This is a genomic window from Albimonas donghaensis, assembly GCF_900106695.1.
GTDB lineage: Bacteria > Pseudomonadota > Alphaproteobacteria > Rhodobacterales > Rhodobacteraceae > Albimonas > Albimonas donghaensis.
On sequence record NZ_FNMZ01000010.1, the window covers coordinates 102990 to 123598 of the forward strand.

Here is a 20609-nt window from a genome sequence, read left to right on the forward strand (position 1 = left end):
GCCGCCTGTTGATCGCAAGCTCACCACGTGGAGGGCATCATGCAGAAATAAAAAAGAAGCGCGGGGGAATATCCTGCGGTTATACCCCTCCGCCCTCGCCCCGCCGCACCCCCTCCACGAAATCGCGGAAATGCGCCTGGAAGCGCAGGGCGAGGTTCGGCGTCGGGAACAGGGTGGAGGTCAGCGCGAAGACCTGGAGCGGGATGTCGGGCGTGGTCGGGCGGGCCGCGACGCCGGGAATGCTGCGCCCCATCAGCGCGAAATCATCGACCAGCGCCGCCCCCAGCCCGCCCGCCACCAGATCCAGCGCCGTGGTGGTGTGGCGGACCTCGCAGAAGTGCCGCCGCTCCAGCCCCTCGGCGGCGAAGGCGGCGTCGATGGTGCGGCCCAGCGGCGATTCCATCGCGTAGGAGATATGGGGGACGTGGTTCAGGTCGGTGATGCGGATGCGCTCGAACAGGGCCAGCTCGTGGGTCTCGGGCAGCGCGCAGACCAGCCGCCCCTCGGCCAGCTTCTGGATCGACAGGCCCACCTGCCGGGGCCGGGTGATCGACAGGCCCAGATCGGCCTCGCCCGACAGCAGCCGCGCCGCGATCTCGTCCACCGTGCCGACCTCGAACGAGATCCGGATCTTGCTGCGCCCCTTGAGAAACGCGCCCAGCGCCTGCGGCACGATCCCGTGGCCCAGCGAGGGCGTGGCGATGATCGACAACCGCCCCGCCGCGCCGTCGCGCATCTGCTCCACCAGCCCGCCGATTCGCTTTTGCTGGCGGAACAGGTGCCGGGCCTCGTCGGCGATGTGCAGCGCCTCGCGCGTCGGGGTCAGGCGGCCGCGCTCGCGGATGAACAGGGGGAAGCCGATCTGGTCCTCGGTATGGCGGATCATGTTGGACACCGCGGGCTGGCTGATCCCCAGCGATTCCGCCGCCATGGCGGTGGTCCCCATCTCGATCACCGCGCAGAGCACTTCCAGATTGCGGGCCTTCAGCATGGCGGGTCGATAACCTCGGATTATTCGATAGGGGCGCTTTCTGATTTCTGGATAATGCTTTCGATGGGTATCGGTAAAGTCGGACCATCAGGAGGATTGCCGGACATGAGCCGCAGGGAAGTCTTCGCCGTAGCCCAGCTCGGCCCCATCCATCTCGCCGACGACAAGGCCTCGGCCGTCGCCCGGCTGGTGGAGATGCTGCGCGAGGCGCATGCGCGCGGCGCCCGCTGGGTGACGTTTCCCGAGCTGGCGCTGACCACCTTTTTCCCCCGCTACATCTACGACGACCCCGCGGAATACGACCAGTTCTACGAGGAGGGGCTGCCCTCCCCCGCCATGGTCCCGCTGTTCGAGGAAGCGAAGCGGCTGGGCGTCGGCTTCTATCTCGGCTACGCGGAGAAGGTGACCGAGGGCGGGGAGACCCACCGGTTCAACACCGCCGTGCTGGTTTCGCCCAACGGCGACATCCTTGGGAAATACCGCAAAATCCACCTGCCCGGCACCAAGGACCCGATCGGGGACCTGGAGTTCGAGCACCTGGAGAAGCGGTATTTCGAGGTCGGCGACCTCGGCTTCCCGACCTTCGCCACGCCCTCGGGCCGCTTCGGCATGTGCATCTGCAACGACCGCCGCTGGCCGGAGACGTTCCGCACCATGGCGCTGCGGGGGGCGGAGGTGTTCATGCTCGGCTACAACACGCCGACGCGGAACATCCACCACCCCGAACCCGCCCATCTGCGCGAGTTCCACAACCGCCTGTCGCTGGAATCCGCCGCCTATCAGAACGGCGCCTGGGTGATGGCGGCGGCGAAATGCGGGGCCGAGGACGGGTTCGCGATGATCGGCGGCTCGGCCATCGTGGCCCCGACCGGCGAAACCGTGGCCCGCTGCGTGTCGGAGGAGGACGAGGTGATCTCCTACGCCTGCGACCTCGATCTGGGCGCCTATATCCGCCGCTCGGTCTTCGACTTCAAACGCCACCGGCGCCCGGAGCATTACGGCCCGATCACCGGCCAGGTGGGCGTCGAGATCCCCGAGGACTGAGACGGGGAGCGGGCGGGGAGCGTCGCGGCGCGGGCGGGGCGCGGCGGGTTCGCACCCGCCCTACCGCCGCGGCGCCGGCGCGAAGACCGCGTAGGGCGGGTGCGAACCCGCCGCTCCATGCCCCCTCACCCCTCGCGCGCGGCGAGAAAGGCTTCGACCTGCGCGCGGCTGGGCAGCGGCGCCACCGCGCCCTGCCCCATGACCGACAGCGCCGCGGCCGCGTTGGCGCGGCGCCCGGCGGCGAAGGGGTCCGCCCCCTCGGCCAGCGCCGCGAGGAAGGCGCCGTCGAAGGCGTCCCCCGCCCCGGTCGCGTCCACCGCCTCGACCCTGTGGCCGGGCAGGCGGTTCCGGGCGTCCGGCGTCGCCACCAGCGCGCCCTCCGCCCCCAGCGTCAACGCCACCACCTCCGCCCCCAGCCCCAGGTAGACATCCGCGATGGCGTCGGGATCGCTCAGGCCGGTGAGCCGCACCGCGTCCTCCAGCCCCGGCAGCGCGATCTGGCATCGCGCCATGGCGGCGTGGATGACCTCTCGCGCCCGATCCAGCCCCCACAGCTTCAGGCGCAGGTTGGGATCGCAGGAGACCCGGCCGCCCGCCTCCCGCGCCGTCTCGATGGCGGCGAAAACCGTCTCCGCCGCGCTGTCGGAGATCGCCAGTCCGATGCCCGAGACATGCAGTAGGCGGGTTTCCCGCAGCGCCTCCACGGCCAGGTCGGCCGGGGTCATCAGGCTCGCCGCCGAGCCGGCGCGGCGATAGGTGAAGACGTGGCCCTCAGGCCCGTGGGTGACGAAATAGACGCCGGTCGGGGCCTGCGGGTCCACGCGCACGCCCGTCGTGTCCACGCCCTCGGCCCGCCAGAGATCCAGCAGGTCGCGCCCGAACGGATCGTCCCCCGCCCGGCTGAGATAGCCGACCGAGGCCCCCTGACGCGCCGCCGCCACCGCGCAGTTGGAGCTGTCGCCGCCATGACCGCCGAGCCACAGCCCGTCCGGGCGGCGGTTGAACTCCACCAGCGGCTCGCCGAGGCAGAGGATGTCGGGCGTCGGCATCTCACGCGGCTCCGGGTCATCTGACGAAAAAGGCGCGGCCGGTGAACGGCCGCGCCTTTGGATATCATGCGGAGAGCGGCGAGGCCCCCCGGATCGGCCTCCGATTACTCGGCGGCCGCGGCGGCGCGGGCGGCGGCCACCTTGTCCAGCGCCGTGGCCACGCCGTCGAACATGGCGTTCACCTGCTCTTCGGTGATGATCAGCGGCGGGCAGAAGCACAGGGCCTCGCCGATATTGCGGCAGATCACGCCCTCTTCCATCATCGCCTCGGCCACCGCGGCGGCGGCGGCGTTCGGGGTCTCCCAGGGCTTGATCTCCAGCGCGCCCAGCAGCCCGACCCCGCGCGAGGCGGCGGCCAGCGGGTGCTTGGCCAGGTCGGCGAGGCGGGACAGGAACAGCGGCGCCAGCCGGGCCGCGTTGCCGACCAGGTCCTTCTCCTCGATGATCTTCACGTTCTCCAGCCCGACCGCGGTCGCGACCGGGTGGCCGGAAGCGGTGTAGCCATGGCCGAAGACGCCGATCTTGTGGCTCTCATCGGCGATCGGCTCGTAGAAGTCGTCCGAGATCAGGATCGCCGACAGCGGCATGTAGGAGGAGCTGATCTGCTTGGACAGCACCATGACGTCGGGGCGGATGTCGTAGGTCTCGCAGGCGAACATCTTGCCGGTGCGCCCGAAGCCGCAGATCACCTCGTCGGCGACCAGCAGGATGTCGTATTTCTTCAGCACCGCCTGGATCTCGGCCCAGTAGCCCTCGGGCGGGACGATCACGCCGCCGGCGCCCATCACCGGCTCGCCGAACATGGCGGCGATGGTGTCGGGGCCCTCGGCGAGGATCATCTCCTCCAGCGCGGCGGCCATGCGCTTGGAGAAGTCCAGCTCGCTCTCGCCCTCCTGCGCCTCGCGCCAGTAGTCGGGGGTGAGCGTGTGGATCATCCGGTCCAGCGGCAGGTCGAAGCTGCGGTGGTTGTTGGGCAGGCCGGTGACCGAGCCCGCGGCGATGGTCACGCCGTGATAGCCCTTGATGCGGCCGATGATCTTCTTCTTCTCCGGCTTGCCCAGCGCGTTGGAGCGATACCAGATCATCTTGACCACGAGGTCGTTGGCCTCGGAGCCCGAGGAGGTGAAATGCGCCCGCGTCAGGTGCTCGGGCGAGATCTGCACCAGCTTCTCGGCCAGGTCGATGGCCGGGCCGTGGGTGCGGTAGGCGAAGGTGTGGTAGTAGGGCAGCTTCTGCATCTGCTCATAGGCCACGTCGGCCAGCCGCTTTTCGCCGAAGCCCAGCGCCACCGACCACAGGCCGGCGAGCCCCTCGATATAGCGCTTGCCGGAGCTGTCGAAGACGTAGACGCCCTCGCCGCGCTCGATCACCAGGCCGCCGGTCTTCTCGTAGCGGCGCTGATCCACCATCGGGTGCATCTGGTAGGCGATGTCGCGGGCTTCGGGGGAATTCGGCTGCGGGACGCTGTCGAGGGTCATCGGAAGTTCCTTGGCGAGTGGGAGAACGGCTGCGTCCTCCGGCGATGAGGTGCGCCCCCGGGGTCCGCGGCGCCCGCGGTCGGGCGCCTTTTGCGCGAGCGCCGCCTCGGGCGGCTCTGCGGGCGGCGTCGGGGGCCGCCGCCGCGCGCTTGCGGCGGAGGTCGGGGCGCGGCGCCGCGTGACGGCGCCGAAGACCGAGGCAGGTTTCGCCTCGGCCCGGAGAAGGTCAAGCGGTTCCGGCCGCTCCGCGCCGGGTTAAGCCGCTTTTTGTAGAAGTGTCGACGATTCGACGCAGGCCGACAGCCGCTCCCCCGCCCCCGGACGCGCCGGTTTCCGCGCCGCCCGCCGGGAAACGGTCCGCGGCGCCCTGCCCGGGAGCGGGCGCCGCGAAGCTTCGCGCAGGGTGATTCCCCGCGCCCCGGTCAGGCCGGACGCTTGCGCAGCAGGTACTTGTGGAACCCCTCCATCACCAGCGTTCCGTCCTGATTGTGGACGGTCGCCTCGCAAGTCATCACCCCGGTGGAGCGGCCGGGCTTCAGCTCGGTGATCTTGAGCTGCGGATAGAGCGTGTCGCCCGCATAGACCGCGCCCAGGAACTTCGAGCCCTGCTCCAGGAACGCCACCAGCGCGTCGCCCATCACATGCGGCAGCTGCCCGGCGCCGGCGCAGGTCTGGATCACCACCTGGTAGCCATGGGCCAGCAGTTCCCGGTGGCCATGCGCCTTGCACCAGTGCCGGTCGTAATGGATCGGGTGATTGTCCCCCGAAGCCAGCTGGAACGCCGAGAACAGCGCGTCGGTCATGGTGCGCGAGGGGATGTAGAAGGTCTCGCCGATCTCGTAGTCGTCGAACCAGCGGGTCGGGCAGAGCTGGCGGGACATCGGATCGATGCGCGCGGCGGGATCGGTCATGCGGGGAGGCTCCGGGATCGTCGGGTCAAAGGTCGAGGCCGAATTCGGCCGCGATGCGGTCGGTGTCGGCGCCGGCGTCCGGCGACGCCGCGGCGAACACCTCCCGCGAGGGGGTGCGCGGCGTCGGCAGGCGCGCGCTTTCGCCGTAGTCGCGCTCCGGCGCGGCCTGCATGGCCTGCACCTGCTCCTCCGCCAGCCAGTCGCCGAAATCGTTGACCGGGCGGGCCATGACGCCCTCCGCCTGAAGCCGCGCGCTCCAGGCCGCGGCGGTGTCGGTGGCGAAAACCGCCTCCATCGCCGCGCGAAGGTCCTCCTTGTGGAGGTTGCGGGCGGCGAAGGAGCCGTAGCGCGGGTCCTCCAGCCATTCCGTCCGGCCCAGCGCCCGGCAGATGGCCGCCCATTCGGTCTCCCGCACCAGGGTCAGCGCCAGATGGCGGTCCGACGCCATGTAGATGCCGGCCGGCGGATTGATGTTCTCCGACCGTCCGCCGGTGATCGCCCATTCCAGGATCTTGGGCCCCATCAGCGCCGCCGCCGACTGGGTGAGCGAAATGTCGAGCCTGCGCCCCTCGGTCGGCCGCTCGGAGGGGTGGAGCGCGGCCAGCGCGGCCTGCGTGGCGTAGAGGCCGGTGACCGCGTCGATCAGCGGCTGGCCGAAGCGCACCGGGTCGCCGGAGATGTCGCGGTTGATCGACATCAGCCCGCTGAAGGCCTGGCCGTAGGTGTCCACCATCGGGTCCGGCGCCCGCGGGCCGACCAGCCCGAAGCCGGAGATGGTCAGGTAGACGATGCCGGGGTTGAGCGCGCGCACCGTATCGAACCCGAGCCCCATGGCCTCGGTCACGCCGGGCCGTCCGCTCTCGATCAGCAGGTCGGCCCGGGCGGCGAGCTTCAGGGCGGCGGCGAGCCCGGCCTCGGATTTGAGGTCGAGGGTCAGGCTCTCCTTCCCCCGGTTGTAATAGAGCGAAAAGGCCGTCGCCCCCGGCGCCGCGGCGGCGCCGAGCCCGCGGATCCAGTCGCCGGCGGGGGGCTCGACCTTGATGACGCGGGCGCCGTGCTCGGCCATGGCCATGCCGCAGGCCGGCCCGGCGATGCCTTGCGACAGGTCCAGCACAAGGCGGCCCTTGAGGGGGAGCGCGTCGGTCATGCCCGGCCCTCCCGGCGCGTGGCGCGCGCCGCCATGCCGCGCGGACCGCGCCCGGCCGAATGCGTGCCGCGCGCGTGGCGCGGCGAGGCTGAAGAGCCCATGCCGTTTCTCTCCCTGCCCGCGGTCCTTTCGCCCGGTTTGACCCCGGGGCGGCCGCGTGCTTGTTTTATTGCTGACAGTCGGCGCCAGCATAAGGCGCCGCGACAGGGAGGCAAGCGATGCGAGACGGGAGCCCTGCGGCCGAAACCGCGGAGACGGCGCGCCTGCGCGAAGCCTGGCGCCGGCATGGCTGGCGGGCGGCGCGGCTCGATCCGCTGGGGCTGCGCGCGCCGGAGCGCCCCGCCGCGCTCGACCTTCCCGGCCCCGACGATCTGCGCGCGGCGCTGGAGGCCGCCTATGCCGGGGGCCTGGGCTGGGAGATCGGGCATGTCCAGGACGCCGCCCGCTTCGCCTGGCTGGCCGAGGCCGCCGAGACCGCCGACCCGCCCCCGCGCGACGCGCGGCGCGAGGCCCTGCAACGCATCGCCGAGGCCGAGCGGGTCGAGGCCGACATCAAGCGCCGCCTGCCCACCACCAAGACCTTCGGCCTGTCGGGCGCGGAGGGCTTCGTCCTGCTGATGGAGGCGGTGATCCGCGGCGCCCGCGTCCCCCGCGTGGTCTGCGGCGGCATGCATCGCGGGCGCATCACGCAACTGGGCCTCGTGCTCGGCAAACCGCTGGCGCGGCTGGCGGCGGAGCTGCGCGGCGCGCCGGACCTGCCCCACGGGCTCGGCGCGGCGTCGGACGTGCCCTATCACCTGGGTCATGACGGGGTGCGCGACGACGGGGTGGAGGTCTGGACCGCCCCCCATCCCTCGCATCTGTCGATCGTGGCGCCGGTCGCGCTGGGACGCGCGCGCGGCGAGCGGGCGGCGGGGGCCGAGGTGCTGCCGCTCGCGCTCCACACCGACGCCGCCTTCGCCGGCCAGGGCGTGAACATGGAGACGCTTCAGCTTGCGCGCCTGCCGGGCTACGAGGTCGGGGGGACGGTTCACCTGGTGCTCGACAACCAGGTCGGCTTCACCACCGACGGGGCCGAGGCGCGCTCCGCCCGCACCGCCGCCGACGTCGCCAAGCTGACCGAGACGCCGATCCTGCACGTCAACGGCGACGACCCCGACGCCATCCTGCGCGCCGCCGCCGCCGCCGTCGCCTGGCGGGCGCGGTTCGGGGAGGACGTCGTGGTCCGCCTCGTCGCCTATCGCCGCCGCGGGCATAACGAGATGGACGAGGCGCGGTTCACCCAGCCGCGCATGTACGCCGCCATCGACGCCCTGCCCCCCCTGTCGGAGCGCTACGCGGAAGCCGCCGGCCTGCCCGCGCCCGACCTTTCCGCCCTTCAGGCCCGGCTCGACGACGCCTTCGCCGCGCCCCCCGCCACCCCCAACGCGCCCGAGGCGCCCGGCCTTGCGCCCGAGGCCGGGGCCCGCCTGCTGGCCTGGCGCGAAACGGGGATGGAGATCGCGCGGCTGCAACGGCTCGCCCGCGCGCTGGCCCGCATCCCCGATGGCTTCACGCTGCACCCGAAGGTGCGGGCGCTGCTCGACAAGCGGCGCAGGATGGCGCGGGGGGAGGCGCCCGTGGACTGGGCCTTCGCCGAGGCGCTGGCCTTCGCCTCGCTGCTGGACGAGGGGGTTCCCCTGCGTTTCTCCGGCCAGGACGCGGTGCGCGGGGCCTTCGCGCAGCGGCACCTGCGGCTGGCCGACCAGCCCTCCGGCGCGGTGCATGACGTGCTGGCCGGGTTCGGGGCGGCGGAGGTGTTCAACTCGCCGCTGATCGAGAACGCCACGCTGGGCTTCGAATACGGGCTTTCGACCGTGCATCCCGGCCTGCCGGTCTGGGAGGCGCAGTTCGGCGATTTCCTCAACGTCTGCCAGCCGATCTTCGACCAGTACGTGACGGGGGGGGAGGACCGCTGGCTGCTGACCTCCCGCCTGACGATGCTGCTGCCGCATGGCTGGGATGGCGGCGGGCCGGACCATTCGACCGGACATGTGGAGCGCGTGCTGGCGCGCTGCGCGCGGGCGAACGTCATCGCCGCCAATCCCTCGACGCCGGCCAACTATTTCCACCTGCTGCGCCGGCAGATGGCCCTGCCCGACCCGAAGCCGCTGGTGGCGTTCACCCCGAAACTGCTGCTGCGGCTGGGGGACTGCGCCTCGACCGCCGCGGATTTCGCGCCGGGAACCGGGTTCCGCACCGTGCTCGACGAGCCCGTGCAGGGGGCCGAACGGGTGATCCTGTGCAGCGGAAAGGTCTACTGGGCGCTGGCGAAGGCCCGGGCGGCGCGGGGCCTTGCGGGCCGGGTCGCCCTGATCCGGCTGGAGCAGCTGCACCCCTTCCCCGCCGAGGCGCTGGCGATGGCGTTGCAGGGCGCGGCCGGCGAGCTGGTCTTCGTGCAGGAGGAGCCGGAGAATCTCGGCCCCTTCGCATGGCTCGACCGCCGGATCGAGCGCGCGGCGGGCCGCCCGGCCCGCCTCGTCTCGCGCCCCGCCGCCGCCTCTCCGGCGGTCGGCTGGCACGCCTGGCACGACGCCGAGGAAAAGGCGCTGATCGACGAAGCCCTGGACATGGAGACACCCCGATGAGCGTTCCCGACACGGTGCTGGAGGTCCTGCGCGGCCTCGCCACCCCCACCCTGGCCAACGCCATCGACGAGACCGGGGCGGGCGGCGTCCTGCTCGGCCTTCACGCCGCCGGGCCGGGCCTGCGATGCGTGGGCCGCGCGGTGACGGCGCGCGAAGTCACCGGGCCGTTCGGATCGTTCCCGGTGGAGGATTTCAAGGTCGGCCACATGATCGACGCCGCCGGTCCCGGCGACGTGATCGTGGTGGCCAATGGCGGCGCCCCCGTTTCCACCTGGGGCGGCATGGCGAGCTACGCCGCGAAGCTGAAGGGGATCGAGGGCCTGATCGTCGACGGCGGCGTGCGCGACCGCGAGGAGATCCAGGAATTCGGCTTCCCGGTCTTCTCCGCCCACATGGTCCCCACGCCTGGCAAGACCCGTATCCGCATCGAGGCCATCGGCGAACCCGTCGTGGCCTGCGGCATCCCGGTGAACCCGGGCGACATCATCGTCGCCGACGGCACCGGGGTCGTGGTCCTGCCCGCCGACCGGGCCGAGGAGATCGCGCGCCTCGCCGCCGGTTATGCCAAGGACGACGCGCAGGCGATGGAGGAGATGCGAGGCGGCCTCTCCTTCCGCGAGGCGCTGGCGAAATTCGCCAAGATCTGAAGGACGGACGCCCCCCATGCAGGACATGACCCCGCCCCGCCCCGTCCCCGCCGAGGTGCTCGCCCGGCTGAAAGCCGTCACCGGCCCCGCCGGCTACCTGGACGACCCGGCGGCGATCGAGCCCCATTGCCTCGCCTGGCGCGACGGCTGGCGGGGGGAGGTTCCCATCGTCATGCGCCCGATCTCCACCACCGAGGTGGCCGAGATCGTGAAGATCTGCGCCGAGACCGGGACCCCCATCGTCACCCAGTCCGGCAATACCGGCCTGACCGGGGGCGGGCAGCCGCATATGGGGGGCGCGGAGATCGTGCTGTCGCTCGACCGCATGACGAAGATCCGGGAGATCGACCCGCTGAACGACTCGATGACCGTTGAGGCGGGCGTGATCCTCAAGACCGTGCAGGAGGAGGCCGCGAAGGTCGACCGCCTGTTCCCGCTGTCGCTGGCCGCCGAGGGCTCGTGCCGGATCGGGGGGAACCTGTCGACCAACGCCGGCGGCGTGCAGGTGCTGCGCTACGGCAACGCCCGCGCGCTGGCGCTGGGGGTGGAGGTGGTGACGGCGGACGGACAGGTCTGGGACGGGCTGCGGGCGCTGCGCAAGGACAATGCGGGCTACGACCTCAAGCAGGTGTTCATCGGGGCGGAGGGCACGCTGGGGATCATCACCGCCGCGGTGCTGCGCCTTTATCCCAAGCCGGCCGATTCAGCGGTGGCGCTGGTGGCCACGCCCTCCTGCGCCGCGGCGATCGAGCTGCTGGCCGCGATGAAATCCGCGATGGGCGAGGCGGTGACGGCCTTCGAGCTGATGCACCCGATCTGCTTCTCGCTCGCGGCCGAGACCATGGGCCATGAAGACCCGCTCCCCGGCGCCGGCTGGCGGGTGCTGATGCAGCTCGACGGTCCCGGCCCGGACGGAACCCTGCGCGACGGGCTGGAAGCCGCGCTGGCCGAGGCGCTGGAAGCCGGCCTCGCCACCGACGCGATCATGGCCGCGAGCCTTGAGCAGGCCGCGCGCCTCTGGCGGATCCGCGAGGATCAGGCCGAGGTCCAGCAGCGCGCCGGGGCCGGGATCAAGCACGACATCTCGGTCCCCGTCTCCCGCATCCCGGAATTCGTGGAGGTGGCGGACGCGGCGCTCGACGCGCTCTATCCCGGTTTCCGCCCCTGCACCTTCGGCCATGCGGGCGACGGCAACCTGCATTACAACCCGATCCGGCCCGAGGACTGGACCGACGCCGCCTGGAAGGCCGAGACGCCGGCGATCAACCGGCTGGTGCATGACCTCGTGGCCAGGATGAACGGCTCGATCACCGCCGAGCACGGCGTGGGCCGGCTGCGCAAGGATGAGCTGGGGCGGCTCAAGGACCCGATCGAGCTCGACCTGATGCGGCGCCTGAAGACCGCCTTCGACCCGGAGAACCTGCTCAATCCGGGCAAGCTGCTGCCCTGACCCCGGCGCCGGTCAGGACGACCCTTTCGCCGGTCGTTTCGGGGGCTGACCTGCGCGAAACCCCCTCGGAAACGAGCGGATCCCGCCTTCGGGCGGGCGGGAAATGCGTCGGCGAACGGTTGACTATCGGGCGCCCGCCTGTCTCTGTTGATGAAGGCCCGCGCATGGGAGTGGCGGGCCGGGGAGCAAGACGCCCGCAGAGCGTCCTGGTCGAAACAGGGAGGTTTCATGATCCATCGCCGCTTCACGCGGAAGGGCGCCCGCGGCGTCCTCGCCGCCGCCCTCGCAGGTCTCATCGTTCCGGCGCTCGCGCCCGCGGCGCAGGCCGCCAATGTCGATGGACCCTCGGTCTTCTGGAAGTTCTCCTCCTGGGGGAACCCGCGCGCCTTCACCGCCGGCTTCGAGCATCTCGCCGCCCGGCTGGAGGAAGAGACCGGCGGCCAGTTCAAGATGCGCGTGTTCCACGGCGAGCAGATCTCCAAGGCCAAGGAGAACCTCGACGGGCTCAAGGCCGGCGCCTTCGAGGCGGCCGCCTTCTGCAACTTCTACCATCCGGGCAAGAACCCCGCCCTGATGGTGATGACCATGCCGTTCCTGCCGATCCCGGATTTCGACACGGCCTGGAAGGTGCGCAACGGGCTTTATGAGCACCCGATCCTGGCGGACGAAATGGCCGCCTGGAACGCGGTCTACTACGCCTCCACCAACCTGCCGCAGTATGAGTTCATGGGGGCTGGCGACGCGCCGAAGGCGCCCGAGGACTTCAGCGGTCTGCGCGTGCGCGCCGGCGGCGGCATCGGCGTCGCCATGGAGAAGATGGGCGCGATCCGCCAGTCGATGCCCGCCACGGAGGTCTACACGGCCATCCAGCGCGGCACCATCGACGCCGAGAGCCTGCCCTACACCTACGCTCACGGCGCCTACAAGATCCACGAAGTGGCGGACTGGTTCACCTCGAACATGTCGCCGGGCACCTCCGACTGCCCGATCGTGTTCTCCAAGACGGCGTACGAGGCCCTGCCCGACCAGTACAAGCAGCTGCTCGAGGACCTGAAGCCCGAGGTGAAGGACGTCTACAAGGCCGCCTACGCCGCGGCGGACGAGAAGAACCTGCCCCTGTTCCGTGAGAACCTCGAAGAGGTGGTCTACACCGACGAGCAGCTCGCCGCCTTCCGCGAAGTCGCCGGCAAGCCGGTCTGGGACGAGTGGGTGGCCGAGAACCAGGACAAGTTCGACGCGCAGGGCGTGCTCGACCTGGTGATGCAGCTGGCCGACGGCGAGAGCTGATCGCCCGAGCCCTTCCGGCCGGGCGGCGCGGCTGAAGCCGCCGCCGCCCGGCCGATCCGATTTCGTTCATCTCCAACATCGCCGGACAGGCGCGCCCGACGCCCGACCCGACTGTCGACGACAGGTCCGGCCGGCCCCGGCGTCCCCCGGCGCCGACGCGAAAGGAACCCCATGGCGGGCGTGGGAACGGCCGGGACTCATCCCGGCGGCGCAGGAGGCGGAAGCCTGCTGGGCAAGGTCTCGGACCAGCTCGCGAAGCTGGAGGACCTGCTCAATATCGTGGCCGCGATCACGATTTTCGTGCTGATGCTGGGCACGACGATCTCCATCGCCTGCCGCATCTCCGGCTTCCCGATCCCCGGCTACCTGGACATCTCCGAACAGGCCATCGCCATCTTCGCCTTCTTCGGCGCGGCCTACGGTCAGCGCCTGGGCGCCCATATCCGCATGGAACTGGTGATCGGCGCCCTGCCCGGCCGCCTGCGCTGGATGATCGAGGCGCTGGCGACCTTCGTCGGCTTCCTGCTGATCCTGGTGCTGATCCGCTATTCCTGGGACTTCTTCCTCAACGCCTATCTGATCGGCGACTCCACCGTCGACATCGAGTTCCCGACCTGGCCCGCCAAGCTGCTGGTGCCCATCGCCTTCTCGGTCTGGGCCGCGCGCCTGGCGCTGGAGACGGTCGGCTATCTGCGTCTGGCGATCTGGCCCTCGGCCGTGCCGGTGGCGGTCCCCCTTCAGCTTTCCCCCGCCGAGGAGGCCGAGCGCGAGATCCGCGAGGCCGGCATCGCCCGCGAGGAGATCGAGGCCGTGGCCCGGACCTCCGGCGGCGCCTCCGCCCACAGCCCTGACCGCAAGGAGCGCGGCGAATGAACCTCACCGCTCTGTTCAACGGCCAGCCGGACGCGATCTTCGGCATCGGCTACATGGACCCGACCGAGGTCGGCATCCTGTGCATGGGCCTGCTGCTGGTTCTGGTGATCTGCGGCGTGCGGGTGGTGTTCGCCGCCGGCATCGTCGGGCTCGTCGGGCTGGTGGAGCTGATCGGGTGGAACGGCGCGGCCTCCGCGGTCGGGCAGATCCCGTTCTCCAAGTCGGTCAGCTTCGTGCTCGGCCTGCTGCCGATGTTCATCCTGATCGGCTATCTGGCGTTCCACGCCGGCATGACCAAGCAGCTCTTCGCCGCGGCGCGGGCCTGGATCGGCTGGGTGCCCGGGGGGCTCGCGGTCGCTTCGGTCTTCGCGGCGGCGGGCTTCGCGGCGGTGTCGGGGGCCTCGGTCGCCACGGCGGCCGTGTTCTCCCGCGTCGCCATCCCCGAGATGCTGGAGGCCGGCTACAACAAGCGCCTCGCCGCCGGCGTGGTGGCGGCGGCGGGCACGCTGGCCTCGCTGATCCCGCCTTCGACCATCCTGGTGATCTACGCGGTGATCGTGGAGGAATCGGTCGGCGCGCTGCTGCTGGCGGGCTTCCTGCCCGGCATCTTCTCGGCCGTGGTCTACGCGCTGATCATCGTCGGCTGGGCGATGATCAACCCCGACGCCGGCCCCGCGGTGAAGGGCATCGGCTGGGGCGAGCGGTTCCGCACCCTGCCCGGCCTGCTGCCCATCGCCTCGGTGGTGGTGATCATCGTCTCGGCGGTCTACGGCGGCTGGGCGACGCCCACCGAGGCCGGCGCGCTCGGCGCCTTCGTGGTGCTGGTGGTGGCCTGGATGAACGGCATGCGCTGGCCCTCGCTGAAGGCCGCGCTGATGGAGACGTCGAAGCTCGTCGTCATGATCTTCTCGCTGATCTGGGGCGTGCTGATCTTCGGGCGGTTCCTGGGCTTCTCCGGCCTGCCGGAGGCCTTCGCCACCTGGATCCTGAGCTTCGACACCGACCCCTACCTGATCCTCGGCGGGATCCTGATGGGCTATGTCGTGCTGGGCATGTTCATGGACGCCATCGGGCTGCTGCTGCTGACCCTGCCGGTGGTCTACCCGGCGGTGATGGCGCTGAACGGCGGGGCCGACGTGTCGGCGGCGGACAGCGCCTTCGGGCTTTCGGGCGGGCAATGCTCGGTCTGGTTCGGGATCATCGTGGTGAAGATGGCGGAGGTCTGCCTGATCACGCCGCCGATCGGGCTGAACTGCTTCGTGGTCAACGGCGTGCGGCCCGACATCCCGCTGACGGATGTGTTCAAGGGCATCTTCCTGTTCTTCATCGCCGACGCGGCCACGATCGTGCTGCTGATCCTGTTCCCGCAGATCATCACCTGGCTGCCGGACCTGATGTACGGCTGATGGGCGATCCCGAGACGGGAGCCGGCCCCACATCCGGCCCCGCTGCGGCGGGGCCGGCGGGAACGCGGGAACTGGCGGGCGCGGGCCTCGCCGTGGTGGCGCTCTGCTTCGGCATGAACATGCTCGCCCGCGGCCTGGGCGAGAGCTTCGCGGTCTTCCTCCTCCCCGTCACCGAGGACCTGGGCTGGAGCCGCGGGGCGTTCTCTTCGGTCTATGCCATCTACATGATCTCGCAGGGGCTGGCGGCGCCGCTGGCGGGCGCGCTGTTCGACCGGTTCGGAGCGCGGGCGGTGTGGATCCCCTCGCTGATGCTGTTCGGGGCGGGGCTGATGATCGCCTCGGTCATGGACGCGCTGTGGATGGCGGTGGTGGGGCCCGGCATCATGGTGGGGATCGGCGTGGCCGGGACCGGCATGGCCATCGGCGCCGGGCTGATCGCGCGCTGGTTCCGGGCCGAGCTGACGCTGGCCATGGCGGGCGCCTATGCGGGCCTGTCGGTGGGCATGATCACCGTCGCCCCCGCCGCCGCGCTGGTGATCGAGACCGAGGGCTGGCGCATGGCCTATCGTATCATGGGGCTGGCGTTGCTCGCCGCCGGGCCGATCCTGCTGATCGCCCTGCCCTGGGCGCGGATCGGGGCCGGGCGCTGGCCGGCGCGGCGCCGGCCGGGCGGGTTGTTCCCGCCCCTGCGCATCCTGCGAGAGCGGGCGTTCCTCGGCCTGTTCGTCGCCCTGTCGATGACCGCCGTGTGCACCTGGTCGGTGCTGCTGCAACTGGTCGCCTACCTGACCGAGCTCGGCTATTCCCCGCTCGCCGCCGCCACCGCCTACGGCGTGGTCGGGGGCCTGTCCATCGTGGGGATCCTGGCGACGGGCTGGCTGGCGGACCGCTTCGGCCGGCGCCCGGTGCTGACCGCCAGCTTCGCGATGAGCGGGCTGGGGGTGGTCGTCCTGTGGGCCCTGTCGGCGGCGCCGGGCATGGCGCTGCTGGTCGCCTTCATCGCGATCTTCGGCTGCAACATGGGCTCGCGCGGGCCGGTGGTGACGGCGCTGGTGGCGCGGCTCTACCCCGACAATGTGGGCGCGGTGTTCGGGATGATCACCATCGGGCTGGGGCTGGGCTCGGCGCTCGGCGGTTTCGCCTCCGGCCTGCTGCATGACCTGACGGGCGGCTACGGGGCGAGCTTCGCGCTCGCCATCGCCGCGGCCGGGCTGGGGCTGGCGCCGTTCTGGCTGGTCCCCTCCATCGGCGAGGACCGGCGGGGCGCGCTGGAGGACTGAGCCGTCCTGCGCGGCGCGCGCGAAAACGCCTGACGGCGGTGACATCATGTCGAAGGGAGTTGCGGCCGCTGAGGGGGCGTCACGCCTCTTGAGAAGCGTGGTGCCGCAGGGGAGGATTGAACTCCCGACCTCACCCTTACCAAGGGTGCGCTCTACCACTGAGCTACTGCGGCGGCTGCGGGGCGGGTAATGCCGCGTTCGGCGGCCGAGCGCAAGCCCCCTTCGCGACCAATTCTCATCCCCGGCGCGGCGTCATCCCGCCGCCCCCTTTCCGGGCCGGGCGCGGGCGCGGGCGGCGGGCCCGCCGCGGGACGCTGGACCGCCGGGCCGGGCGGCGCTAGACCCGAAGCATGACCGATGACGCCGATCCCAGGCCCACGCCCCGGGCCAGCTCCACCCGCGCCGTGCCCGGCTCGAAACCGGACCCGAAATCCGACCGCGAGGCCCGGCTCGCCGCCGCCCTGCGCGCGAACCTGCGTCGCCGCAAGGACCAGGGCCGCGCCCGCACCGCGGCCGAGATCGCGGCGGAGACCGAGGGGGAAACCGCGGGGGAAACAGGCGATCGTCGCGAATCCGACGACGAGACCGGCTGAGAACGCCGCTCGGGCGCCGCGCCCGCGACGATCCGCCCTCCCTTCGCGATGGGTCCCGGAATCACCTCCCCTGCTCGCCTTGCGCAATGTTTGGACCGCATAGCGGAACAAATCCCGTTGCGCTGCCGCGCCCGCGCCGCGATAGTGCGCGCGAAGGCAACCGGCGGCGGCTCGCGTCCCGCACGTCCCGGACAAAAGATGGAGGAGACCCGGATGACCCCCACCCGCCCCCCGCGGAGCGCCGCCGCATGAGCGCCCCCAGCTTCGACTTCACCGGCAAGACCGTGTTCGTGGCCGGCGGCACGTCCGGCATCAACCAGGGCATCGCCGAGGCGTTCGGACGCGCCGGGGCCTCGGTCGCGGTGTTCTCCCGCTCCCAGGACAAGGTCGACGCCGCCGTGGCCCGGCTGGAGGCGCTGGGCGCCCCGGCCTTCGGCGCCGCCGGCGACGTGCGCCAGCCCGAGGCGGTGGAAGCGGCCCTGAAGGGCTGCCACGAGACATTCGGCGAGATCGACGTGGTGGTGTCGGGGGCTGCGGGCAACTTCCTCGCCCCCGCGCTGGACATGTCGCCCAACGCCTTCAAGACGGTGATCGACATCGACCTGCTGGGCACCTTCAACGTGCTGCGCCTGTCTCACGCCTATCTGCGCAAGCCGGGCGCGTCGCTGATCACCATCTCGGCCCCCCAGTCCACCGCGCCCACCGCCATGCAGGCCCATGCCTGCGCCGCCAAGGCCGGCATCGACATGCTGACCAAGGTGCTGGCGCTGGAATGGGGTGAGCATGGCATCCGGGTCAACGCCATCGTCCCCGGCCCCATCGGCGGCACGGAGGGCCTGGACCGGCTGGCGAACTCGCCCGAGGCGATGGAGCTGATGCTGTCGCGCACGCCGCTGGGCCGGGTCGGCACGCTGGATGACTGCGCCAACATGGCGATGATGCTCGCCGCCGACCTGACCTCCTACGTCACCGGGGCGATCATCCCGGTCGATGGCGGGCGCACCATGACCGGCGGCGGCTCCTACGGGTCGAAGGTTCCTCCGCGCAACGCCTGACGGCGACGCGCGGACCACGCGGGCGCGGCCGGTCCCCGGCCCCGCCCGCCCGACGGGGACCCCGGTCCCCGCGTTGACGCAAGGGGCGCTCAGATGTCGCCGAGCCCGGATATTCTCCCTGCCGGCCGGTTATGACAGAGTGCCCGACACACCCCATCCAGGGAGCATGGAGAGACACGTGAGCGGAATGGTCGAGGGCAAGGTCGTCGTGGTCACCGGCGCCGGCGGCGGCATCGGGCGCGATATCGCGCTGGCGATGGGCAAGAGCGGCGCCAAGGTCGTGGTCAACGACATCGGCGCCTCGCTGACCGGCGAGGGGCATGACGCGGGTCCGGCCCAGCAGGTGGTGGAAGAGATCAAGGCCGCCGGCGGCGAGGCCGCGGCCAACACGGATTCGGTGTCCGACCCCAAGGGCGCGGCCGGCATCATCCAGACCGCGGTCGACGCCTTCGGGCGCGTCGACGGCGTGGTCAACAACGCCGGCATCCTGCGCGACCGCTTCTTCCACAAGATGTCGGAGCCGGAATTCGACGCGGTGATCAAGGTGCATCTCTACGGCGCCTATTACGTCTCGCGCGCCGCGGCGAACCTGTTCAAGGACCAGGAATCGGGGGCCATGGTGCACATGACCTCGACCTCCGGCCTGATCGGCAATTTCGGGCAGGCCAACTACTCGGCCGCCAAGCTCGGCGTCGCCGCCCTGTCGAAGTCCATCGCGCTCGACATGCAGAAGTTCAACGTGCGGTCCAACTGCATCGCGCCCTTCGCCTGGAGCCGGATGCTGGACTCGATCCCCGCCAAGAACCCCGAGGAGGAGGCCCGGATCGAGCGCATGAAGAAGATGACCACGGCCAAGATCGCGCCGCTGGCCGTCGCCCTGCTGTCGGACAAGTCCGACGTCAACGGCCAGATCTTCGCCGTGCGCTCCAACGAGATCTTCCTGATGAGCCAGCCGCGGCCCATCCGCTCGATCCACAACGCCGAGGGCTGGACCCCGGAGACGGTGCTCGAGCATGCGATCCCCGCGCTGAAGGGCAGCTTCTTCCCGCTGGACCGTTCGGGCGACATCTTCACCTGGGACCCGGTCTGACCCCGAGCCCCCGCCGGGCGCGTCCCGGCCAATGACAAGGGACGCCCGCCGCATCGACGGCGGGCGCCGCAAGACAAATGCCTGGAGGAGACCGGCAGATGAGCGAAATCGGAAAAGAGAAGGAATTCCGGGAGGCGATGGCCGCCGGCAAGTGGCGGATCCAGAAGTCCCCCTCGACCGACGCCTATGTCTATTACCCGCGCGAGATCGCGCCGGGCACCGGCGCCGACGACCTGGAATGGGTCGAGCCCTCGGGCCTGGGCACGATCTACACCTACACCGTGGTCAACCGGCGCGCCGAACAGGGCGGGCCCTACAACGTGATCATGGTCGATCTGGACGAAGGCCCGCGGATGATGTCGCGGCTGGAGGGCGTCGAGAACGACGCCATCGAGATCGGCGCGCGGGTCAAGGCGCGCCTGTCCGAGATCGGCGGCCAGCCCGCCGTTGTGTTCGACCTGGCGACGGGAGCCTGATCCATGGCCAAACCCTCTGATCTGCGCGGCAAGGCCGCGGTCGTCGGCGTCGCCACCTACGGGTCGGGCGAAGCGCCGGGCAACACCGAGATGGACCTGGCTATCAAGGCCTCCAAGCTCGCCATCGAGGACGCCGGCCTGACGCTGGCCGATATCGACGGCATCGCCACCTGCTCGACCTCCAACGCCATGTGGCCCCTGTCGGTTATCGAGCATCTGGGGATCAAGCCGTCCTTCATCGAGGGCACCTGCATCGGCGGGTCGTCCTTCGTGGAGCACATGCTGCCCGCCGCGATGGCGCTGGAATACGGCATCTGCAACGCGGTGCTGGTCTGCTACGGCTCGGTCCAGCGCACCGGCGAGATGGACCGCAAGGCGATGGCCAAGGCCCGCGCCACCATGGCCGCCTATGACTACGAGACGGTCTATTCCCCGCCCATGCCCGTGGGCGCCTACGCCATGGCGGCCCAGCGCCACATGCACCAGTACGGCACGACGCGCGAGAACCTGGCCGAGGTCGCGGTGGCCGCCCGCAAATGGGCGAACCTGAACCCCGAGGCCTTCATGCAGGGCGACCTGTCGGTGCAGGACGTGCTGGACGCGCGCCCGGTGTCGAGCCCCTTCACGGTGCGCGACTGCTGCCTGGTGACGGATGGCGGCGGCGCCTTCGTGATGACCCGGGCGGATCGCGCCAAGGACCTGAAGAAGAAGCCGGTCTACATGCTGGGCGCCGGAACCGCGGCCTGGCATCAGAAGATCACCAACCTGCCCGACCTGACCGTGACCTGCGCGTCGCAGTCGGGCAAGGAGGCCTTCGCCATGGCCGGGATGACCCCGGCCGAGGTGCAGCACCTGATGCTCTACGACGCCTTCACCATCAACCCGGTGCTGTTCCTCGAAGATCTCGGCTTCTGCCCCAAGGGCGAGGGCGGGCGGTTCGTGTCGGACGGCAGGATCGCGCCGGGCGGCTCGCTGCCGCTCAACACCAATGGCGGCGGCCTGAGCTGCGTGCATCCGGGGATGTACGGCGTCTACACGGTGATCGAGTCCGTGCAGCAGCTGCGCGGCGAGGGCGGCGCCCGTCAGGCCGGCCAGATCGACGTGTCGCTGGCCCATGGCAACGGCGGCGTGCTGTCGAGCCAGTGCACCGCGATCCTGGGCACCGACGCGGCGCTCTGATCCCGCGGGACGACCTCCGAAACGCG

18 protein-coding genes and 1 tRNA gene are annotated in these 20609 nt (G+C 71.0%); 13 read left to right on the forward strand and 6 right to left on the reverse strand.

Going from position 1 to position 20609, the window contains the following annotated elements; all coding sequences use genetic code 11:
* Positions 1 to 79: 79 nt before the first annotated feature.
* Positions 80 to 991, reverse strand: a complete 912-nt coding sequence (locus tag BLV24_RS18945; RefSeq protein WP_092684776.1) for a LysR family transcriptional regulator — start codon at positions 989 to 991, stop codon at positions 80 to 82.
* A 105-nt stretch (positions 992 to 1096) separates the two neighbouring features.
* Between BLV24_RS18945 and BLV24_RS18950 the strand changes: the two genes are divergently transcribed.
* Positions 1097 to 2035 carry an N-carbamoyl-D-amino-acid hydrolase gene (locus tag BLV24_RS18950; protein WP_176954833.1) on the forward strand — a complete coding sequence of 313 codons (939 nt, stop codon included), beginning with the start codon at positions 1097 to 1099 and terminating at the stop codon, positions 2033 to 2035.
* 125 nt (positions 2036 to 2160) lie between these two features.
* On the opposite strand, the gene BLV24_RS18955 is transcribed toward BLV24_RS18950, so the two are convergent.
* From BLV24_RS18955 to BLV24_RS18970, 4 genes are all read right to left on the reverse strand, one after another.
* Positions 2161 to 3084 (reverse strand): sugar kinase, encoded by a 924-nt coding sequence (locus BLV24_RS18955; protein WP_092684780.1) that lies wholly within the window; start codon positions 3082 to 3084, stop codon positions 2161 to 2163.
* Positions 3085 to 3188: 104 nt separating this feature from the next.
* Positions 3189 to 4562 carry an aspartate aminotransferase family protein gene (locus BLV24_RS18960; RefSeq protein WP_092684782.1) on the reverse strand — a complete coding sequence of 458 codons (1374 nt, stop codon included), beginning with the start codon at positions 4560 to 4562 and terminating at the stop codon, positions 3189 to 3191.
* Between the two features lie 422 nt (positions 4563 to 4984).
* A complete protein-coding gene (locus tag BLV24_RS18965; RefSeq protein WP_092684784.1) occupies positions 4985 to 5473 on the reverse strand; it encodes a MaoC family dehydratase in 489 nt (162 codons plus the stop codon).
* Between the two features lie 25 nt (positions 5474 to 5498).
* Positions 5499 to 6620: a CaiB/BaiF CoA transferase family protein gene (locus BLV24_RS18970; protein ID WP_176954834.1), complete on the reverse strand. Its 1122-nt coding sequence runs from the start codon at positions 6618 to 6620 to the stop codon at positions 5499 to 5501.
* A gap of 218 nt (positions 6621 to 6838) precedes the next feature.
* On the opposite strand from BLV24_RS18970, the gene BLV24_RS18975 reads away from it, so the two are divergent.
* The 7 genes from BLV24_RS18975 to BLV24_RS19005 all read left to right on the forward strand — a co-directional run bounded on the left by BLV24_RS18975 (position 6839) and on the right by BLV24_RS19005 (position 16190).
* Positions 6839 to 9247 (forward strand): thiamine pyrophosphate-dependent enzyme, encoded by a 2409-nt coding sequence (locus BLV24_RS18975; RefSeq protein WP_092684788.1) that lies wholly within the window; start codon positions 6839 to 6841, stop codon positions 9245 to 9247.
* Complete coding sequence (locus BLV24_RS18980) at positions 9244 to 9894, forward strand: RraA family protein (protein ID WP_092684790.1); 651 nt, start codon at positions 9244 to 9246, stop codon at positions 9892 to 9894. The genes BLV24_RS18975 and BLV24_RS18980 overlap by 4 nt, the downstream gene beginning before the upstream one ends.
* A 16-nt stretch (positions 9895 to 9910) precedes the next feature.
* A complete protein-coding gene (locus BLV24_RS18985; protein ID WP_218133472.1) occupies positions 9911 to 11344 on the forward strand; it encodes an FAD-binding oxidoreductase in 1434 nt (477 codons plus the stop codon).
* 228 nt (positions 11345 to 11572) lie between these two features.
* Positions 11573 to 12631, forward strand: a complete 1059-nt coding sequence (gene dctP, locus BLV24_RS18990) for a TRAP transporter substrate-binding protein DctP (protein ID WP_092684792.1) — start codon at positions 11573 to 11575, stop codon at positions 12629 to 12631.
* 171 nt (positions 12632 to 12802) lie between these two features.
* Positions 12803 to 13504 (forward strand): TRAP transporter small permease, encoded by a 702-nt coding sequence (locus BLV24_RS18995; protein WP_218133473.1) that lies wholly within the window; start codon positions 12803 to 12805, stop codon positions 13502 to 13504.
* Between the two features lie 53 nt (positions 13505 to 13557).
* The gene (locus BLV24_RS19000; protein ID WP_092684855.1) at positions 13558 to 14910 is read left to right on the forward strand and encodes a TRAP transporter large permease; all 1353 of its coding nucleotides are present in this window, start codon (positions 13558 to 13560) and stop codon (positions 14908 to 14910) included.
* Positions 14910 to 16190, forward strand: a complete 1281-nt coding sequence (locus tag BLV24_RS19005) for an MFS transporter (protein WP_092684794.1) — start codon at positions 14910 to 14912, stop codon at positions 16188 to 16190. Before BLV24_RS19000 ends, BLV24_RS19005 begins: the two co-directional genes overlap by 1 nt.
* A gap of 98 nt (positions 16191 to 16288) precedes the next feature.
* Here the strand turns inward: BLV24_RS19005 and BLV24_RS19010 are convergent.
* A tRNA-Thr gene (locus tag BLV24_RS19010) sits at positions 16289 to 16363 on the reverse strand.
* 177 nt (positions 16364 to 16540) lie between these two features.
* Between BLV24_RS19010 and BLV24_RS19015 the strand changes: the two genes are divergently transcribed.
* From BLV24_RS19015 to BLV24_RS19035, 5 genes are all read left to right on the forward strand, one after another.
* Positions 16541 to 16783 carry a hypothetical protein gene (locus tag BLV24_RS19015; protein WP_092684796.1) on the forward strand — a complete coding sequence of 81 codons (243 nt, stop codon included), beginning with the start codon at positions 16541 to 16543 and terminating at the stop codon, positions 16781 to 16783.
* A gap of 248 nt (positions 16784 to 17031) precedes the next feature.
* Positions 17032 to 17838, forward strand: coding sequence for an SDR family oxidoreductase (locus BLV24_RS19020; RefSeq protein WP_092684798.1), 807 nt, complete (start codon positions 17032 to 17034; stop codon positions 17836 to 17838).
* A 178-nt stretch (positions 17839 to 18016) separates the two neighbouring features.
* Positions 18017 to 18928 (forward strand): SDR family NAD(P)-dependent oxidoreductase, encoded by a 912-nt coding sequence (locus tag BLV24_RS19025; protein WP_245710663.1) that lies wholly within the window; start codon positions 18017 to 18019, stop codon positions 18926 to 18928.
* Positions 18929 to 19026: 98 nt separating this feature from the next.
* The gene (locus BLV24_RS19030) at positions 19027 to 19404 is read left to right on the forward strand and encodes a Zn-ribbon domain-containing OB-fold protein (protein WP_092684802.1); all 378 of its coding nucleotides are present in this window, start codon (positions 19027 to 19029) and stop codon (positions 19402 to 19404) included.
* Positions 19405 to 19407: 3 nt separating this feature from the next.
* The gene (locus tag BLV24_RS19035) at positions 19408 to 20583 is read left to right on the forward strand and encodes a thiolase family protein (protein WP_092684804.1); all 1176 of its coding nucleotides are present in this window, start codon (positions 19408 to 19410) and stop codon (positions 20581 to 20583) included.
* Positions 20584 to 20609 lie beyond the last annotated feature (26 nt).